General features: G+C 71.0%; 15 protein-coding genes. All 15 read left to right on the forward strand.

Annotated features, from left to right (window positions below; genetic code table 11):
• The first annotated feature begins 5 nt into the window (after window positions 1–5).
• The 15 genes from VGJ96_05370 (at window position 6) to VGJ96_05440 (ending at window position 18,723) form a co-directional block, all read left to right on the forward strand.
• Entirely contained in the window at window positions 6–956 is a 951-nt protein-coding gene (locus VGJ96_05370) for a MoxR family ATPase (GenBank protein HEY3286538.1), read from the forward strand.
• Entirely contained in the window at window positions 953–1,903 is a 951-nt protein-coding gene (locus tag VGJ96_05375) for a DUF58 domain-containing protein (GenBank protein ID HEY3286539.1), read from the forward strand. The genes VGJ96_05370 and VGJ96_05375 overlap by 4 nt, the downstream gene beginning before the upstream one ends.
• Window positions 1,900–2,835 carry a hypothetical protein gene (locus VGJ96_05380; GenBank protein HEY3286540.1) on the forward strand — a complete coding sequence of 312 codons (936 nt, stop codon included), beginning with the start codon at window positions 1,900–1,902 and terminating at the stop codon, window positions 2,833–2,835. The genes VGJ96_05375 and VGJ96_05380 overlap by 4 nt, the downstream gene beginning before the upstream one ends.
• Complete coding sequence (locus tag VGJ96_05385) at window positions 2,835–3,827, forward strand: VWA domain-containing protein (protein ID HEY3286541.1); 993 nt, start codon at window positions 2,835–2,837, stop codon at window positions 3,825–3,827. Before VGJ96_05380 ends, VGJ96_05385 begins: the two co-directional genes overlap by 1 nt.
• Window positions 3,806–5,506 carry a VWA domain-containing protein gene (locus tag VGJ96_05390; protein HEY3286542.1) on the forward strand — a complete coding sequence of 567 codons (1,701 nt, stop codon included), beginning with the start codon at window positions 3,806–3,808 and terminating at the stop codon, window positions 5,504–5,506. The genes VGJ96_05385 and VGJ96_05390 overlap by 22 nt, the downstream gene beginning before the upstream one ends.
• Entirely contained in the window at window positions 5,503–7,680 is a 2,178-nt protein-coding gene (locus VGJ96_05395; GenBank protein HEY3286543.1) for a hypothetical protein, read from the forward strand. Before VGJ96_05390 ends, VGJ96_05395 begins: the two co-directional genes overlap by 4 nt.
• A 30-nt stretch (window positions 7,681–7,710) precedes the next feature.
• The gene (mutL, locus tag VGJ96_05400) at window positions 7,711–9,528 is read left to right on the forward strand and encodes a DNA mismatch repair endonuclease MutL (protein ID HEY3286544.1); all 1,818 of its coding nucleotides are present in this window, start codon (window positions 7,711–7,713) and stop codon (window positions 9,526–9,528) included.
• On the forward strand, window positions 9,503–10,426 hold the full coding sequence (miaA, locus tag VGJ96_05405) for a tRNA (adenosine(37)-N6)-dimethylallyltransferase MiaA (GenBank protein HEY3286545.1): 924 nt from the start codon (window positions 9,503–9,505) through the stop codon (window positions 10,424–10,426). Before mutL ends, miaA begins: the two co-directional genes overlap by 26 nt.
• Window positions 10,423–11,550 carry an N-acetyl-alpha-D-glucosaminyl L-malate synthase BshA gene (gene bshA / locus VGJ96_05410; protein HEY3286546.1) on the forward strand — a complete coding sequence of 376 codons (1,128 nt, stop codon included), beginning with the start codon at window positions 10,423–10,425 and terminating at the stop codon, window positions 11,548–11,550. Before miaA ends, bshA begins: the two co-directional genes overlap by 4 nt.
• A 27-nt stretch (window positions 11,551–11,577) precedes the next feature.
• Complete coding sequence (locus VGJ96_05415) at window positions 11,578–12,387, forward strand: undecaprenyl-diphosphate phosphatase (GenBank protein ID HEY3286547.1); 810 nt, start codon at window positions 11,578–11,580, stop codon at window positions 12,385–12,387.
• The gene (locus tag VGJ96_05420) at window positions 12,380–13,126 is read left to right on the forward strand and encodes a biotin--[acetyl-CoA-carboxylase] ligase (protein HEY3286548.1); all 747 of its coding nucleotides are present in this window, start codon (window positions 12,380–12,382) and stop codon (window positions 13,124–13,126) included. Before VGJ96_05415 ends, VGJ96_05420 begins: the two co-directional genes overlap by 8 nt.
• Window positions 13,126–13,896, forward strand: a complete 771-nt coding sequence (locus tag VGJ96_05425; protein ID HEY3286549.1) for a type III pantothenate kinase — start codon at window positions 13,126–13,128, stop codon at window positions 13,894–13,896. The genes VGJ96_05420 and VGJ96_05425 overlap by 1 nt, the downstream gene beginning before the upstream one ends.
• A gap of 232 nt (window positions 13,897–14,128) precedes the next feature.
• On the forward strand, window positions 14,129–14,434 hold the full coding sequence (groES, locus tag VGJ96_05430) for a co-chaperone GroES (protein ID HEY3286550.1): 306 nt from the start codon (window positions 14,129–14,131) through the stop codon (window positions 14,432–14,434).
• 33 nt (window positions 14,435–14,467) lie between these two features.
• Entirely contained in the window at window positions 14,468–16,099 is a 1,632-nt protein-coding gene (groL, locus tag VGJ96_05435) for a chaperonin GroEL (protein HEY3286551.1), read from the forward strand.
• Window positions 16,100–16,464: 365 nt separating this feature from the next.
• Window positions 16,465–18,723, forward strand: a complete 2,259-nt coding sequence (locus VGJ96_05440; protein HEY3286552.1) for a glycosyltransferase family 4 protein — start codon at window positions 16,465–16,467, stop codon at window positions 18,721–18,723.
• The last annotated feature ends 5 nt before the right edge of the window (window positions 18,724–18,728 follow it).

The raw sequence follows: 18,728 nt of genomic DNA on the forward strand, positions 1-18,728 counted from the left end.
CTTCCGTGCCATCTTCTCTTGCCCGCGCCATTTCCACCGAAGTCGCCAAGCGCGTCGTCGGTCAGGACGCGATGATCGACCGGTTGCTCATCGCGATCCTCACCGGCGGACATGTCCTGCTCGAGGGCGTCCCCGGGCTCGCCAAGACGCTCACGGTGCGCACGCTGGCCGAAGCCATCAGCACGACGTTCAGCCGCATCCAGTTCACCCCCGACCTGCTCCCGGCCGATGTCGTCGGCACGCAGGTCTTCGACCAGGGCACCTCCACGTTCTCGGTGAAGCCGGGTCCGATCTTCGCCAACATCGTGCTCGCCGACGAGATCAACCGCGCCCCGGCCAAGGTGCAGGCGGCGCTGCTGGAGGCGATGCAGGAGAAGCAGGTGACCATCGGCGGGCAGTCGTTCCTGCTCGAGGAGCCGTTCCTCGTGCTCGCCACCCAGAACCCGATCGAGCAGGAAGGGACCTATCCGCTCCCCGAGGCGCAGGTGGACCGCTTCATGCTCAAGCTGCGCGTCGACTACCCCACGCGCGACGAGGAGAAGGAGATCATGCGGCGCATGGCGTCGGGCGACGCCATTCCGGTGAACGACGTGGCCACGCCGGCGCAGATCCTCGCCACCCGGCACGAGATCGCCAGCCTCCGCCTCGACGAACGGCTGGTGGACTACATCGTCGACCTCGTGCACGCCACGCGGGTGCCGGCCGACGCCGGCCTCGCGGCGCTGCAGCCGCTGATCGAATTCGGTGCCTCACCGCGCGCCACCATCGCGCTCGCGCAGGCGTCGCGCGCCCACGCCTACCTGCGCGGCCGCGACTACGTCTCGCCGGACGACGTGAAGGCGCTTGCCCCGGACGTGCTGCGGCACCGCGTGCTGCTCACGTACGAGGCCGAGGCGGAGAGCGTGGCCCCGGACGAGGTGATCGCCCGCATCCTCGACGCCGTTCCCGCGCCGTGACCGCCGCCGTGCCCGCCCGGGCGACCGCGCACGGGACGGACGACGGCACCCTGAGCGTCCCGCCCGAGATCCTGCGCCAGGTGAAGCGCATCGAGCTCCGCACGCGCGGGCTCGTGAACTCGCATTTCGCCGGCGAATACCACTCGGTGTTCAAGGGGCAGGGGATGGAGTTCGCCGAGGTGCGCGAGTACCAGACCGGCGACGAGGTGCGGACCATCGACTGGAATGTCTCGGCGCGCATGCGCCGCCTCTTCGTGAAGCGCTACGTCGAGGAACGCGAGCTCACCGTGCTGCTGCTCGTGGACTGTTCGGGCTCCGCGCGATTCGGCACGGCCGACCGTGACAAGCGCGCGCTCGCGGCGGAACTCGCGGCGGTGCTCGCGCTGACGGCCACCCGCAACAACGACCGCGTGGGGATGGTGCTCTTTTCCGATGGCATCGAGCATGTGGTGCCGCCGCGCAAGGGACGCCGCCACGCGCTGCGCCTCGTGCGCGACGTCCTCGCCTGGCCGGCGCGCCAGCGCACCACCGATCTGGCGGGCGCGCTCGACCACGCGGCGCGCCTGCTCTCGCACCACGCGATCGTCTTCGTGATCTCCGACTGGGTCGCGCCGAATCCCGAGCGCGCGCTGCGACGGCTGCGCCAGCGGCACGATGTGGTGGGCGTGGTGCTCGACGATCCGGGCGAGCGCACGCTGCCGTCGCTGGGCGTGGCGCGACTGGTTGATCCGGAAACGGGGGCGTACCTCGAGGTGGACACCAGCGACGCGGCCGTGCGGCGCGCCTACGCGGAGGCGCTCACGGTCGAGCAGGCCGAGCGGACGGGCCGCTTTCGCCGGCTCGCCATCGATGAGGTGCGCGTGCACACCGAGTCGGGCTACGTGGACGCGCTGATGCGCTTCTTCGCGACGCGCGAGACGCGGGCGCGCCGGCGGGCGCGCCGATGATCGCCGGGTTCGCCGTCGCGGTCGCGCTCGCGCTGCAGGGCGCGAGCCCGCGCCCGGTCATCGGCGTGGATGTGCGTCCCACCACCGTGGCGGTGGGCGAGCCGTTCACGGTGCGCATCCGGGTGCAGGCGCCGGCGGGCACGGTCATTCGCTTCCCCGACGTGCCCGACTCGGCGGGGGCGATCGAGGCGGTCGATCCGCGCGCCCTCGAGGATCACTCCACGAGCACCGTCTTCGATCGCACGGCGTCGTACCGCTTCATCGCGTGGGAATCGGGACGCCGGGTGGTGCCGCTCGGCGACGTGCGGTGGGAACTGACGCGCGGCGTGGAATCCGTGCCGGTCGGACCGGTCCACATCGAAGTCACGACGATGCTCCCCGCCGACACGGCCGCGCTGGTGCCGCGCGCGGCGCGCGCCCCGTTCGAGCCGCCGCCGCAGTGGTGGCGCTGGGGGCTCGGCGCCCTGGGCGCGCTCGCCATTGCCTGGATGCTGCGGCGTGCGCTGCGGCGCCGACGCGCGCCGGCGCCGCCCACCGATGCCTTCGTGGAGGCGCAGGCGGACTTCGCGGCCGTCGATGCGCAGGCGCTGCCGGACGCGGGCGAGCCGGGACGCGCCATCCTCGCGTACGCGGAGGTGACGCGGGCGTATCTCACGCGGCGCTTCCCGCAGGCGACCGAGGGATTGACGACGCCCGAGTACGTGCAGGCGCTCGCGGCCCATCACCTGCCGATCCTCCCCGAGGAGGTGGCGGCGGTGCTGCAGGCGGCGGACGGCGTGAAATTCGCGGGCGAGCCCGCCGACGCCGCGCGCGTGGCGCTGGTCGCGCGCGCGGCGCGCGGCGTGGTGCGCGACGTGCAGACCGCGTACGAAGCGCGCCTCGCCGCCGCCGACAAGGGGAAGGGGCCGCGCGGCCGTCGGAGGGGCGCATGATGGCGATGCTGCGCGGCTGGGAGCTGGCGTCGCCGTGGTGGCTGCTGCTCCTCCCGTTCCTGCTGCTCTGGCTGCGGTGGCGCCGCCGCCGGCGTCCCGACGCGATTCTCTTCTCGCGGGTGGATGTGCTGCAGGCGGGTCCCGGTCGCGGACGCTGGGCCGCGCGCGCCCTGCTCATCCTGCGGGTCACCGCGCTGGTCGCCGGCACGGTGGCCCTCGCGCGCCCGCGCACGGGGGCGCGCACGGAGCAGGTGACGGGTGAAGGCATCAGCATCATGCTGGTGGTCGACCTCTCGAGCTCGATGCTCGCCGAGGACTTCCAGCCGCAGAATCGCCTGGAGGTGGCCAAGGAGAAGATCAAGCAGTTCGTGCTCGCGCGTTCCTCCGACGCGATCGGGCTCGTGTCATTCTCCGGTGAGGCCCTCACGCAGGTCCCGCTCACCATCGACTATCCGGTGGTGCTCGCGGCCGTCGACAATCTGCAGTCGGGCCAGCTGGAAGACGGCACGGCCATCGGCACCGCCATCGCCACGGCGGCGAATCGGCTGCGCGACGCGCCGGGGCGCTCGAAGGTGATGATCCTGCTGACCGACGGCGTCAACAACCGCGGCGCCATCGATCCGCGCACGGCCGCGCAGGCGGCGGCCTCGCTCGGCATTCGCATTTACACCATCGGCGTCGGCAGCGAGGGCATGGCGCCGGTGCCGGTGGGACGCGGGGTCTTCGGCCTGCGCTATGAGAACCGCAAGGTCGAAATCGACGAACCGCTGCTGACCGACATCGCGCGGGGGACGTCGGGCCGCTACTTCCGGGCGCGCGACGGCGCCGCGCTGCAGCGCATCTACGAGCAGATCGACCAGCTGGAGCGCGTGCCGGTGCGCGCCTCGCGCTACGTGCGGTACAACGAACTGTACGTCTATCCGCTCGGGCTCGCGCTCGCCGCGCTCGTGCTCGAGTTGGCATTGCTCGCGTGGCGGGGTCCGCTGCCATGATCGCGTGGGAGCGCCCCGTCCTGCTCGCCTTCTCGCTACTCGTCGCCGTGCTGGGAGCGACAGCGGCCTGGCTGTGGCAGCGCCGGCGCGCCGAGCGGCTCGCAGCGCTCGGCAGCGACGCGGCGTTGCGACGGCTCGCCCCCTCGGCCCGGTCGGCCGCCGGGCTGCGCCGCGCCATCCGGCTGGGGACGGCCGCGGTGCTCACCTCCATTGCGTTCGCCGGCCCGCGATGGGGGACGTCGCGCGAAGTCATTCGCACGCGCGGGGGCGACGTGGTGCTCGCGATGGACGCCTCGCTCTCGATGCTCGCCGACGATGAGCGGCCGACGCGCCTCGAGCGCATGAAACAGGAAGTGCGCCGCTTCCGCGCCGCCTCGCCGGGCGACCGGGTGGCGCTCATCGCCTTCGCCGGCCGGGCGTATGTGCTGTCGCCGCTCACGGCCGATGACGGCGCGCTCGAACTCTTCCTCGACAACCTCGACCCGTCCATCGTGGGCCAGCCGGGGACGGCGCTCGCGCCGGCCATCACGGGCGGCCTCGACCTGCTGGCCGCGGCGCAGGGCGGTGCGGGGAAGGCCATCGTGCTCCTGACCGACGGCGAAGGGTTCGACGATCGCGCGGACGCGATTCGCGCGGCCCAGCGCGCGCGAAAGGAGAATGTGCGCCTCGTCACGGTCGGCTTCGGGACGGAGGGTGGCACGTCGATTCCGGTGCGCGGACCGAGCGGCGTGGAAGCGAAGCGCGACGAGCGTGGCGACATCGTCATCACGCGGTATGCACCCGAGACACTCGCCGAGGTGGCGCGCGTCGCCGACGGCGAGTTCATTCCCGCCGGCGTCAATGACAAGGGAACGCGCATCGCGCGCGCCCTGTCGTCACTCGAGGCGCGACGCCGCGCCTCGGAAGCAGGGCTCGCGATGCCCGCGCGGTACCAATGGCTGCTCGCCGTGGCCGTCCTCCTGCTGCTCTTCGATGCCTGGCATTCCGACGGCGGACGGCTCCCGGTGCGGTGGCTCCCGCTGCGCCTGCGCCGGCGGTTCGGCGCTGCGATGGTGGCTGGCGTCGCCGTCGCGGCGCCCGGTGCGGCGCGCGCGCAGGGGGCCGGCGATCGCGCGCTGCAGGAGTTCAGGGAAGGGCGCACCCTCGAGTCGGTGCGCAGCTATCGGGACGCGATCAATCGCGGCGACCGCACGCCGCGCACGCTCTACAACTTCGGCACGGTGCTGCTCGCCGCCGACTCGCTCGACGCGGCCATCGACGCGCTCGAACGGGCCAGCTTCGGTGCCGCTCCCGCGCTGCGCGACCGCGCGCTCTACAACCTGGGACTCGCCCAGTTGCTCCGCGCCCGGCGCGCGGAGGCGGAGGAACGCTCCGCGTCGGTCCGCGGCGCGCTGGCGGCCTTCCGCACGCTCCTGCTCGCGAGGCCGAAGGATGCGGATGCGCGCTGGAACTACGAGCTGGCACTGCGCCTGAGGAAGACGCCGCCGCTGCGGGCGGGGGGCGGCGGCGCGCGCGAGGACGAGCTGTCGTTGCCGCAGCAGCCGCGCGATCCCTCGGGAATGTCCGAACAGCAGGCGCAGCAGCTGCTCGACGCCGCCGCCCGCGACGAACGCGACACGCAGACGCGCCGCCGCCGTTCGCCGCAGCGCGACCGCCCCCCGGGAGGAAAGGACTGGTGAAAATCCTCCCCATCGCCCCGCACCACACCCTGCTCCCTGTACGCTGCACCGCGGGGCGGAGGGCGCTGGCGTGCCTGGTCTTGCTGTCGCTCGTGCCCGTGGCTGCGCCGGCCCAGTATCCCCCGGTCGTCACGCGCTCGCGCCTCGACCCGGCGCGCGACGTCAACTTCCACGCGATCCTCATTCCCGACACGGTGTACGTGGGGCAGCAGTCCACGTACCAGATCGGTGTCTTCCTCAACCAGACGGTGCGGCAGCGCCTGCGCCGCAATCCCGAGTTCGTTCCGCCCGAAACGCGATCGCTGCTCGTCTACGACCTCCCCGAAGCGAAGTCGCCGCTGGTTGGCACCGTGGACGGTCGGTCGTATGAAGTGCACGTCTTTCAGCGCGCCTTCTTCGCGCTGTCGCCCGGGCGCTACGACGTGCCGCCGGCGAAGCTGACCTACGCCTTGCCGCAGAGCGCGTCGTTCTTCAGCCGGGAAGAATCGCACGCCATGCGCAGCGAGGCGCTCTCGCTCGTCGTGCTGCCGGTTCCCACGGCGGGCCGGCCGGAGGACTGGGCGGGGGCCGTGGGGGAGTGGCGCGCGCGGCTGCGCGTCGATTCCTCCTCCGGGCGCGTGGGCAATCCAATCGTCGTGACCATGCGCATCGAGGGACGCGGCAACGTGACGCTGTTGCCTCGTCCGCGCCTCACCATCGCGTGGGCCTCGGTGGTCGCCGCTGACGAGCGCGTGGAGCTCGACTCCACGCCGACGACGCTGCGCGGCGCCAAGGAGTTCGACTGGCTCATCACCCCGCGCCAGCCGGGACGCCGGGTGATCCCGTCGCAGCGCTTCGCCTATTTCAATCCGACCGCGCGGCGCTTCGAGCTCGCCTTCAGTCCGGCCGTCACCGTGGCCGTCGGCGAAGGCGACACCGTCGCCGCCGATTCGACCACCAGCGCCGCCGCGCCGTTCACCTACGCACCGCCGGCGCCCACCGACCTCACGATACGTTCCGCGATGGGACCGGCCGCCGGTTTCTCCTGGTTGCGCTCGCCCTGGTTCGTGGCGCTCATGGCGCTCGCTCCGTGGCCCGCCGCGATCGGCGCGTTCCGTCACCGGCGGCGCCGGCCGCGCCCCGCGCCGAGCAAGGCGCGCCAGCTCAAGGACGCCGCCGGCACCGCATCCTCCGCACCGGACGTGCTGCGCCGCCTCACGCATGACGCCCTGCGCGAGCGGCTTGGTCTCGACGTGGGACTCGCGCTGGCCAACGGCACACTCGTCAATGATCTCCGCCACGAAGGAGTGACGGGTGACACCGCCGCCCGACTGGACCTCGCGCTTCGCCAGCTCGACATGTCGACGTTCGGCGCCGCCACGTCGATGCGCGCACCGAGCGCCTCGGCGCTGGTGGCCCTGGTCGCTGCGGTCGACGGTGAAGCACGGCGCGGACGCGGGCGCCGCGCCCAGTCGCGCGCGGCGCTCGGCGTGATCGCCCTGCTGGCCCTCGGCGCCGCGGCGCCGCTGCTGGCCCGCCAGGGTGACACCGTCGAGCGCAGTTGGGCCCAGGGGCAGACCGCGTACTCCGGACGCGACTTCGAACGGGCCGAACGGCACTTCCTCGATGTCGCGCGCCTGCGGGCCGACCATCCCGACGTCTGGGCCAACGTCGGCACCGCGGCGTGGATGGCCGCCGACACGGCGCGCGCGGTGCAGGGGTGGCAGCGCGCGCTGCGACGGTCGCCGCTCGACCTCGAGTTGCGCAACCGCCTCGCGCTGGTGCGCGCGGTGCAGGATCGCGGCGCGGCGCGCGTGCCGCCGGTCCCGGTGCAGTTGCCGCCGCTCCTCTTCGCGGTGCTGTGGGGCGTCGGCTGGTGGTTGCTCGCGCGGCGCGCGTGGTCCGGGCGTGCCATCGCGCGGCGCAGTCTCTGGCTGGTGGTCGTCAGCGTGGCGGTGCTCGCCGGCGCGGTCGTGCTCGACCAGGTGCAGCGCGCCGCCGATCTCGCCGTCGTCGTCCGGCCCGAGCCACTGCGCACGATTCCCGCGCTCGGCGCCGACCAGGGACCCGCACCGCTCACCGGCGAGGTCGCGGTGGTGGTGGAACGGCTTGGCGCGTGGGCGCACGTGCGTCTCGATGGCCGGCGGCAGGGATGGATCGCGTCCGAGCTCCTGCTGCCGCTTGGCGATGATTGACCCGCCCGCCGCACGCCCGGAGATTTCGTCGTGCCCTTGATTGCCGTCCTCCCCAGCACCGTCGCCGACCAGATCGCGGCGGGCGAAGTCGTCGAACGTCCCGCGTCCGTCGTGAAGGAGCTGGTGGAGAATGCGCTCGATGCGGGCGCCACCAGCATCGACCTCGCGGCGCAGGAAGGCGGACGCGCGCTCGTGCGCATCAGCGACGACGGCGTCGGCATGGTGCGCGACGACGCCGTGCTCGCCATCGAGCGCCACGCCACGTCGAAGATCCGCACCGCCGCCGATCTGGTGGGCGTCGCCTCGTTCGGGTTTCGCGGCGAGGCGCTCCCCGCCATCGGCTCGGTGGCGCGCCTCGAAATTGACACCGCCACGGACGACGGGGCGGGGACGCGCGTGCGGGTCGAGGGCGGCACGCTCGTGGCCGTGAGCGAGGTGGCCCGGCGGCGCGGGACCACCGTCACCGTCAGCGATCTCTTCTTCAACGTGCCGGCGCGACTCAAGTTCCTGCGCGGCGCACGCAGCGAGTGGCGCGCCATCATGGAGGTGCTCACCACGATGGCGCTGACGCGGCGTGACGTGCGCTTCTCCGTCACGCACGATGCCAAGGCGCTGCTTACGCTGCCGCCCGCCTCGGGGCTCCGCGACCGCGTCGCGGCCCTCTGGAGCGTGACGCTCGCCGACGCGCTCGTTGCCGTGGATGACGTGAGCGGGCCGTTTCGCGTCAGCGGACTCGTGGAGCGTCCCTCGGACGTCGGCACGGCGGCGCGCCGCGTCTTCGTCTCCGTCAACGGGCGCGCCGTGCGCGACGCGGGCATCGTGCGGGCGGCCGAGGCCGCGTATCGCTCCACCATCCCCGCCGGTGTGCGCCCGACGGTTCTGCTCGAGCTCGAGCTGCCCGGCGGCGACGTGGACGTCAACGTGCACCCGGCCAAGGCCGAGGTGCGATTCCGCGACCGCTGGCCGATCGAGCGCGCCGTGGAACGCGCCGTGCGCCGCGCCCTGGGCACGGAGGACGCCGCCGTCTGGTTCGGCGCCGCGCCCGCGGCGGGCGCGGCCATTCAGTACTTCCCGCGCGACGTCGACGTGGAGCTGCTGCGCGCCCCCACGCACGCGGCCGGGGACGTTCCGCTGTTCGTGGACCAGGACGCCGATGCGAATGCCGCATCGGCGTCAGGTGACGACGCGACTGCCGCGTCGACACCTGCTGCGGCGGACTTCGCCGTTCCGCGCACCGAGCACCCCACCGTGCCCGTGCCCCCGCACCCGGCGGAAGCCGCGGTGCCCCCGCTATTCCAGCTCCGCCGCACCTTCATCGCCTTCGAGCGCGCCGACGGCCTCGTGCTCATCGATCAGCACAGCGCGCACGAGCGCGTGCTGTACGAACGCTTCCTCGGCGCCATGGAGCGCGGCGATGCGCCCGCGCAGCGGCTCCTCTTTCCGCTCACGCTGCACCTGTCGCCGGCCGAAGCGGATGCCTTCGATGCCAACCGCGATCTGCTGGCGCGGTTGGGCTTCGAGGCCGAGGCGTTCGGCGGCGCGTCGGTGCTCGTCCAGGCCACGCCCAACCCGCACCCGCGTTTCGATGCCGAACGCTGCCTGCGCGAGACGCTGCAGGCGCTGACGGGCGACCGCACCGCCAGCACGCACGCGCGGCATGAGCACCTCGCCGCGACGGTGGCGTGCAAGGCCGCCATCAAGGCGGGCGACGTGCTGGCGGGTGGGGAAATGCGCGCGCTGTACCTGGCGCTGGTTGGCACGTCGCTTCCCGCGCACGACGTGCACGGGCGCGCCACCATCGTTCACCTGTCATGGGACGAGCTTGAGCGGCGCTTCGGACGACGCTGAGCTCCGCATCATCTGCGGACCCACGGGCGCGGGCAAGTCGGCGCTCGCCCTCGCGCTCGCGGAGCGCCTCGGCCTCACCATCCTCGCCGCCGATTCGCGGCAGGTGTATCGCGATTTCGACATCGGCACGGCCAAGCCGACCGCCGCCGAGCGGGCGCGGGTTCCGCACGAGGGCATCGATCTCGCCGAGCCCGCCGAGCGTTACAGTGCGGCCGCGTGGGCGGCGCACGCCGATGCCGTCTTGCGTCGCGTCGGTCCCGCGCGCGTTCTCGTGGTGGGCGGCACCGGACTCTACCTGCGCGCGCTCGCGACGCCGCTGTTCGAGGAGCCGCCGCTCGATCCCGAACGCCGCGCCGCGCTCGCCCGCGAACTCGACGGGCTCGACACGGCGACGCTGCGCCGCTGGGTGATGCACTGCGATCCGGCGCGCGCCGCCCTGGGTCGCACGCAGCTGTTGCGCGCGCTCGAAGTCGCGCTCCTCACCGGACGGCGCATTTCCGACTTGCACCGCGACGCCGCCCGTGCGCCGCGCTGGCGCGCGCGCTGGCTCGTGGTCGATCCCGGGGCCGCGCTGCAGTCGCAGCTCCAGCAGCGGCTCGGCGCGATGCTCGCGGCCGGCTGGCTCGACGAGGTGCGGGGCCTCACGACCCGCGTGCCGCCCGACGCGCCAGCGTGGAAGGCGTGCGGCTATCAGGCCCTCCGCGCATTCGCGAGCGGCAGCGGCACCCTCGACGAGGCGCGCGGGGCTATACTTGTGGCGACGCGGCAGTACGCCAAGCGGCAGCGCACCTGGTTCCGGCATCAGCTCGGCGACGCGGCCGTGACACACATTGATCCACGCAGCGCCGACGCGGCCGGGCAGTGCGCGCGCTGGTGGCACGAGGGACGTTCGGCGTGAAGATCGGCATCACCTGCTATCCCACGTATGGCGGTTCGGGCGCCGTCGCGACGGAACTGGGCATTGCGCTCGCCGCGCGCGGGCACGAAGTGCACTTCATCACCTACGCGCACCCGTTCCGGCTTCCCATCTTCTCCCCGCGCATCTACTACCACGAAGTCGCCATCGGGTCGTATCCGCTCTTTCAGTATCCGCCGTACGACCTGGCGCTGGCGGTGCGGATGCACGAGGTGGCCACCCAGCAGAAGCTCGACCTGCTGCACGTGCACTACGCCATCCCGCACGCCACGAGCGCCTGGCTCGCCAAGCAGATGCTGCGCGAAGTGGGACACGACCTTCCCGTCGTGACGACGCTGCACGGCACCGACATCACGATCGTCGGCCAGGACCACTCGTACCACGCCATCACCCGATTCTCCATCGACAAGTCGGATCGCGTGACGGCGGTCTCGCAGCACCTGAAGGACGAGACGGTGCGCGCCTTCGGCTGCGAGCAGCAGCGGGTCGAGGTCATTCCCAACTTCGTCGACCCGGCCGTCTTCAGGCGCACTGCGTCCGACGCCGCCCTCCGCCAGCAGCTCGGCGACGGGCGCAAGGTGCTGATGCACATCTCCAACATGCGTCCCGTGAAGCGCGTCACCGACGTGGTGCAGATCTTCGCCGCCGTCCGTCGCGAGATTCCGTCGGTGCTGGTGATGGTCGGCGACGGCCCCGACCGGCCGGCCGCGGAGGAGGAGGCGCGCCGCCTCGACGTCGAGGGCGACGTGCGGTTCCTGGGCAAGATCGACGGTGTCGCCCCGCTCATCGCGAGCGCCGACCTGTACCTGCTCACCACCGACAGCGAGAGCTTCGGCCTCTCCGCACTCGAGGCGCAGGCCTGTGGCGTGCCGGTGCTCGGGTACGCCGTCGGCGGTCTTCCCGAAGTCGTCGAGAGCGGAAGCACCGGCCACCTCGGCGCGGTGGGCGACATCGTCGGGATGTCGCGCGCCGCCCTCGACATCCTGGGCAGCGATGCCCACTGGCAGTCCATGAGCGCCGCCGCCGTGACCCGCGCCGTCGGCCGCTTCTCTACCGATCGGGTCCTCCCCCTGTACGAAGCACTCTATGCCGGCGCCGTGCGCTAGCGGCGCCTCACCCACGGAACGACGCGCATGCATGATCTGACCCTCTGGCAGGCGGCGGTGATGGGCACCCTCCAGGGCCTCGCCGAATTTCTCCCGATCAGCAGCTCGGCCCACCTGTCGCTCACGCCGTGGGCGTTCGGCTGGAACGAACCGGGGCTCGCCTTCGACGTGGCGCTCCACGTCGGGACGCTCGTCGCCCTGGTGGCCTACTTCTGGTCGGAGTGGATTGCGCTGGCGCGCGCCGGGGTGAACGTGGTCACCACCTGGAAGGTCGAGACGATCGCCGAGCATCGGGTCGTCTTCATCGTCGTCGCGACGATCCCTGCGGCCATCTTCGGGCTGCTGCTCGAGGATTATGCCGAGACGGTCTTTCGGGCGCCGACGCTTACGGCCACCATGCTCATCATCATGGGCGCGCTCCTGTGGTGGGCCGACCACAGCGCACCCGCCGAGCGAACGCTGGCCGCGATGACGTGGAAGCAGGCCCTGCTCATCGGCATTGCGCAGGTCTTTGCGCTCATTCCCGGGGTCTCCCGTTCCGGCTCGACGATGACGGCGGCGCGCGCGCTGAAGTTCGACCGTCAGTCGGCCGCCGTCTTCAGCTTCCTGATGTCGATGCCGGTCATTGCCGCGGCAGCCGTGCTGAAGGTGCCCAAGCTGCTCAGCGCCGGGGCGGACCTGACGGTGCTCGTCGGCATCGCCGCGGCGGCCGTCAGCAGCTGGCTGGCCATCGCCGTGCTGCTGCGCTTCATCCAGCGCAACGGGTTTGCCGTCTTCGCCATCTATCGATTCGTGCTCGGCGCGGCCATCTACGCCCTCGCCTACGCCCGTGGGTGATGCGGTCGTCGATGGACTGGACGGTCCGGCGCTCGCTGGGCGGTTCGGCCTTCCCGCCTGCGAGGTGCACGCGCGCGTCGAGTCCACGATGGACGTCGCGCACGCCGCCGCCGACCGCGGGGCACCGGCCGGCACGCTGATCATTGCCGACGAGCAGTCGACGGGGCGGGGACGCGGTGGACGACGCTGGTCGTCACGCCCCGGCGACGGCCTCTGGATGACGCTGATCGAGCGGCCGCGCTCGCCGCAGGGGCTCGAAGTGCTCTCGCTGCGCATCGGCCTGCATCTCGCCGAGGCGCTCGATTCCCTCGCCGGAGAGCCGGTGCGCCTGAAGTGGCCCAACGACCTGCACCTCGCGGGCGGCAAGCTGGCCGGCATCCTCATCGAGGCGCGTTGGCGCGACCAGCGCGTCGAGTGGGTGGCCATCGGGGTCGGACTGAATGTGCTGCCGGCGGCCGACGTGCCGCTCTCCGCCGGACTCGCGCCGGGGACAACGCGGCTGCAGGCGCTCGCCGCGGCCGTCCCCGCCATGCGCGCCGCCGCGGCCGTCGAGCATTCGCTGACCGCGGAGGAACTGGCGCGCTATCGCCGCCGCGACCTGGGTGTGGGGCGGCGGATCATTGAGCCCGCCGTTGGGGTTGTGGTGGGTGTCGGCGCGACGGGAGATTTGATCGTGGATACCGCGGCTGGGTCCGTCTCGTGCCGCGCCGGTTCGCTCGTCTTCGCGGAGGATCGCTGATGCTGCTCGTTTTCGACGTAGGCAATACCGAGACCACCATCGGACTTTGCGATGGCGAGGCCGTGGTGCGGCGTTGGCGCGTGACCACCGACACCAGCCGGACGCCCGACGAGGTCTACCTGCTGCTGCGATCGTTGCTGCAGTCGTCCGACATCCGCGAGGCGTCAGTCAGCGGGGCGGCGATTGGATCGGTGGTTCCCGCGGTGACGCAGCCGATGGCCGAGGCCTGCCTGCGACTGGTCGGGAAGCCCGCCGTGGTGGTGGATGCGCGGTCCCCGCTTCCCATCACGCTCGACGTGGACGAGCCCCTGACGGTCGGAGCCGACCGCATCATCAACACCCTCGCCGCGAGCCGCATTCACTGCTGCGACTGCATTGTGGTGGACCTCGGCACGGCCACGACGTTCGACTGCATCACCGGCGACGGGAAGTTCATCGGCGGAGTCATCTCGCCCGGCGTGCAGGTCTCGGCGGAATCGCTCTTCCGCAAGACGGCCAAGCTCACCGCGACCGAACTCGTTCCACCGGTGCACGTGATCGGCCGGCGGACGGAGGAGTGCATTCGCTCGGGCGTGGTGCTGGGCGCGGCCGATGCGATCGACGGCATCGTCCGTCGGATCAAGGCCGAGTGGCCCGGTGGGCAGGAACCGCTGGTGATCGCCACGGGCGGGTTGGCGGCGGCTTTCAAGCCGCTGTGCGAGGAACTCGACCTGCTCGAGCCGGACCTGACCTTGAAGGGGCTGGCCATGGCGCACGCACTGTTGCCGTAGGCCGGGTCGAAATGACAGCAGGCGAGGGCCGACGTGGCAGTCGGCCCTCTGCAATTATGGCATATCTAAACCGCTGTCATGCTTGAAGTTATGCGATTTAGCCTCTCCCGTGGCTCCCTTGCGTTGGCATGACTCTCGCATATACTTCATCCAGTTGTTAGCACTCACGTATGACGAGTGCCAACTGATGTGACATCACAAAACTTACCCCCTAGCACGAGGAGTCGTGAACATGGCAGCCAAGACCCCAGGGTCGAAGGTCGCGCCGCTCGCCGATCGCGTCGTCATCAAGGCGATCGAGGAAGCCGAGACGATGCGCGGTGGCCTGTACATCCCGGATACCGCCAAGGAGAAGCCGCAGCAGGGCGAGATCATCGCCGTGGGCCCGGGCCGGTACGAGGACGGCAAGCTCATCCCGATGGGCGTGAAGGTCGGCGACAAGGTCCTGTACGGGAAGTACAGCGGCACCGAGGTGACGGTCGATGGTGAGAACTACCTGATCCTGCGCGAGTCGGACGTCCTCGCGGTCATCAACTAAGCCCCCACATCCAGCACCACGGAGCAGATACCCATGGCAGCGAAGGAACTGCATTTCAACGTTGATGCGCGCGCGGCGCTCAAGCGCGGCGTCGACCAGCTGGCGGAAGCGGTGAAGGTCACGCTTGGCCCGAAGGGCCGGAACGTCGTGATCGAGAAGAAGTTCGGCGCCCCCACGGTCACCAAGGACGGCGTGACGGTGGCCAAGGAAGTCGAGCTCAGCGATCCGATCGAGAACCTCGGCGCCCAGATGGTGAAGGAAGTCGCCACCAAGACGTCGGACAACGCCGGCGACGGCACGACGACGGCGACGGTGCTCGCCCAGGCGATCTTCCGCGAAGGCCTCAAGAACGTGACGGCCGGCGCGAACCCGATGGCGATCAAGCGCGGCATCGACAAGGCCGTGACGGCCATCACCGAGGAGCTCAAGAAGATCTCGGTGCCGACGGCCGGCAAGAAGGAGATCGCGCAGGTCGGTTCGATCTCGGCCAACAACGACAAGGAAATCGGCGACCTCATCGCCGAGGCGATGGAGAAGGTGGGCAAGGACGGCGTGATCACGGTCGAGGAGGCCAAGGGCCTCGAGACCACGCTGGAGACGGTGGACGGCATGCAGTTCGACCGCGGCTACCTCTCGCCCTACTTCATCACCGATCCGGACAAGATGGAGGCCGCGCTCGAGGACGCCTACATCCTGATCCACGACAAGAAGATCTCGTCGATGAAGGACCTGCTTCCGGTGCTCGAGAAGGTCGCGCAGACCGGCAAGCCGCTCCTGATCATCGCCGAGGACATCGAGGGCGAGGCGCTGGCCACGCTCGTCGTGAACAAGCTGCGTGGCACGCTGAAGGTCGCCGCCGTCAAGGCGCCGGGCTTCGGTGACCGCCGCAAGGCGATGCTCGAGGACATCGCGGTCCTCACCAAGGGCAACGTCATCAGCGAGGAAGTCGGCTTCAAGCTCGAGAACGCCGTGCTGGCCGACATGGGCCGCGCCAAGCGCCTGGTGATCGACAAGGACAACACGACGATCATCGACGGCTACGGCGACGAGGACAAGATCAAGGGGCGCATCAAGGAGATCGAGGTCGCCATCGACAAGTCGACGAGCGACTACGACAAGGAGAAGCTCCAGGAGCGCAAGGCGAAGCTCGCCGGCGGCGTGGCGGTGATCAACGTCGGCGCCGCGACCGAGGCCGAGATGAAGGAGAAGAAGGCCCGCGTCGAGGACGCGCTGCACGCCACGCGCGCCGCGGTGGAGGAAGGCATCGTCCCGGGCGGCGGCGTCGCGCTCATCCGCTCGCAGGCCGCGCTCAAGGGCGTCAAGCTCGACGCGGACGAGCAGATTGGCGTCGACATCGTGCGCCGCGCCATCGAGGAGCCGCTCCGCATGATCGTCTACAATGCGGGTGGCGAAGGCTCGATCGTGGTGGAGAAGGTCCGCGCGTCGAAGGACAAGAACTTCGGCTACAACGCGCTGACCGACACGTACGAGGACCTCGTGGTCGCCGGCGTCATCGACCCGACCAAGGTGACGCGCACGGCGCTGCAGAACGCCGCGTCCATCGCCTCGCTCCTCCTCACCACGGAAGCGCTCATCGTGGAGAAGAAGGAAGACAAGCCCGCCATGCCGGCCGCGCCGGGTGGTGGAATGGGCGGGATGTACTAGGACTGAGGATTGGGAATTCGGATTGGGATTCAGGATTCCGATCAAGGATCACGATCAACGATGGGGCCGGGCGAGCAATCGCCCGGCCCCATTCGCTCGCGATGATCCCCGGGTTATTTCGGCCCCGAAATCCCCTTTTGAGGCACCGGGCGACGTAGATTGCAGGTAGCCAGTTTCTCCGGCTGATCGCGACGCCGATCAGTCCCCCCTGGAGCCGAATGACGGCTTCGTCGCCCTGGCGAGCATCGGGCCGCACGGCCGAGCTCCCCCCGTTCGCGCCAGCAGGCGGCCTCGTGATACTCGCTTCCCTCCGCGCCCCGTCCCCGGCGCCCCGCGTCCATTCCAACGCTCCGACGGCCGGCCACGTGCCGTACCCGCGGGCGCTCCAGCGCGTCGCCCTGCTGGGCAACCACCTGCCGCGGCAGTGCGGCATCGCCACCTTCACGACCGACCTCGCCGGCGCGATCGTCGGCGCCTTTCCGGCGCTCGACACGCTGGTCGTCGCGATGAACGACGGCGGTGTGCGGCATGCCTACCCGGCAGCCGTGCGCTTCGAGGTGGAGCAGGACGACGTCGCCTCGTATCGGCGCGCCGTGGATTTCCTGAATGTCTCCAACGTGGACGCCGTCTCGCTGCAGCACGAGTTCGGGATCTTCGGGGGCAAGGCGGGCGCGCTCCTCCTCCCGCTCCTCGCCGAGTTGCGCATGCCGATCGTCACCACGCTGCATACGATCCTCGCGCGCCCCGATGCCGCCCAGCGGCGCGTGATGGACGAAATCGTCCGGCACTCCGAACGGCTGGTCGTGATGAGCGGGCACGGCGCCACGCTGTTGCACGACGTCTACGGCGTGGATCCGGCGCGGGTGGACCAGATCCCGCACGGGATTCCCGAGGTGATGTTCGCGACCGGCGACAAGGACCGCCTGGGCGTGGCGGGGAAGCAGGTGATCCTCACGTTCGGCCTGCTCTCTCCCGACAAGGGGATCGAGCACGTCATCGACGCGCTGCCGGCGATCCTCGCGCGACATCCCGACGTCGTCTACATCGTGCTCGGTGCCACGCATCCGCACGTGCTGTCGCAGGCGGGCGAGTCGTACCGCCTCATGCTCGAGGCCCGCGCGCAGACGCTGGGCGTGGACGGCAGCATCATCTTCCACAACCGCTTCGTCAGCCAGGACGAGCTGGGGGAATTCCTCACCGCCGCCGACCTGTACGTCACGCCCTATCACAACCTCGAGCAGAGCACCTCCGGGACGCTGGCGTACGCGGTGGGGGCGGGGAAGGCGGTCATCTCGACGCCGTATCGCTACGCCACGGAACTGCTCGGCGAGGGACGCGGGCTGCTCGTGCCGCCGCGCGACGCCGCCTCCATCGCGCGGGCGGTCATCAGCCTGTTCGGTGACGACGTGCGCATGACCGCGCTGCGCGAGAATGCCGCGAACTACGGGCGCGCGATGTCGTGGCCCGCGGTGGCGCAGCGGCACGTGGCGTCGCTCGAGCACGCCGTGGCGAGCCACGCGCATCGCCGGCGCACGGTCTTCCGCGCGCGTACGCTCGCCGAGCGGCCGCCGTCGCTGCCGGCGCTCCAACTCGACCATCTCCAGTGCCTCACCGACGATACGGGAGTGCTGCAGCATGCCTCCTTCGTCGTCCCCCGCTACGCCGACGGCTACTGTCTCGACGACAACGCCCGGGCGCTGCTGCTGATGGTGCGGCTCGAGGAGACGGGGCAGGCCGACCGGAGCCTCGTGCGCGCCCTGGCGTCGCGATACCTCGCCTTCGTCGACAACGCGTTCGACCAGCCGTCCGGGCGGTTCCGCAATTTCATGTCGTACGCCCGCATCTGGGGCGAGCGCGTCGGGTCGGAGGACAGCCAGGGGCGCGGCCTCTGGGCCCTCGGCGCGGTTGTCGGGCGCGCGCCCGATCCGGGACGGCGCAGCCTGAGCGGTGACCTGTTCCATAAGGCGCTCCCGGCCATGGCCGGCCTCGCGAGCCCGCGGGCGTGGGCCTACGCCCTGCTCGGGATTGACGAGTACCTGCGTGCCTTCGGGGGCGACCGCGTCGTGCAGGCGATGCGCGCGCTCCTCGTGAATCGACTGGTCGACATCCGCGCGCGCGCCGGCTCGCAGGAGTGGCCCTGGTTCGAGGAGTCGCTGACGTACGCCAACGCCCGGCTGCCGCAGGCCCTCATGCTGTCGGGGGCCGCGATGGGCCGCGCCGACCTGGTCGCCACCGGCGTGCAGTCGTTGGAGTGGCTGGCGAAGCTGCAGCACACGCCCGATGGCTACTTCTCACCCATCGGCTCGAATGGCTTCTACGTGCGAGGCGCGGCGCGCGCGCGCTTCGACCAGCAGCCCGTGGAAGCGTGCGGCATGGTCTCGGCGTCGCTGGATGCGCTGCGCGTCACCGGCGACGTACGCTGGCTGAGCGAGGCGCACGCGGCCTTCGGCTGGTTCACTGGGCAGAATCATCTCCAGCTGGCCGTCCACGATGTCTCCAGCGGCGGCTGCCGCGACGGACTGCACGCCGAACGCCTGAACGAGAACCAGGGGGCCGAATCGACGCTCAGCTTCCTGAGCGCCCTCTGCGACATGCGCGCCGCGGCGCACGCGGAGCCGGTTTGACCACC

The organism is Gemmatimonadaceae bacterium, from assembly GCA_036504815.1.
Taxonomy (GTDB): Bacteria; Gemmatimonadota; Gemmatimonadetes; order Gemmatimonadales; family Gemmatimonadaceae; genus PNKL01.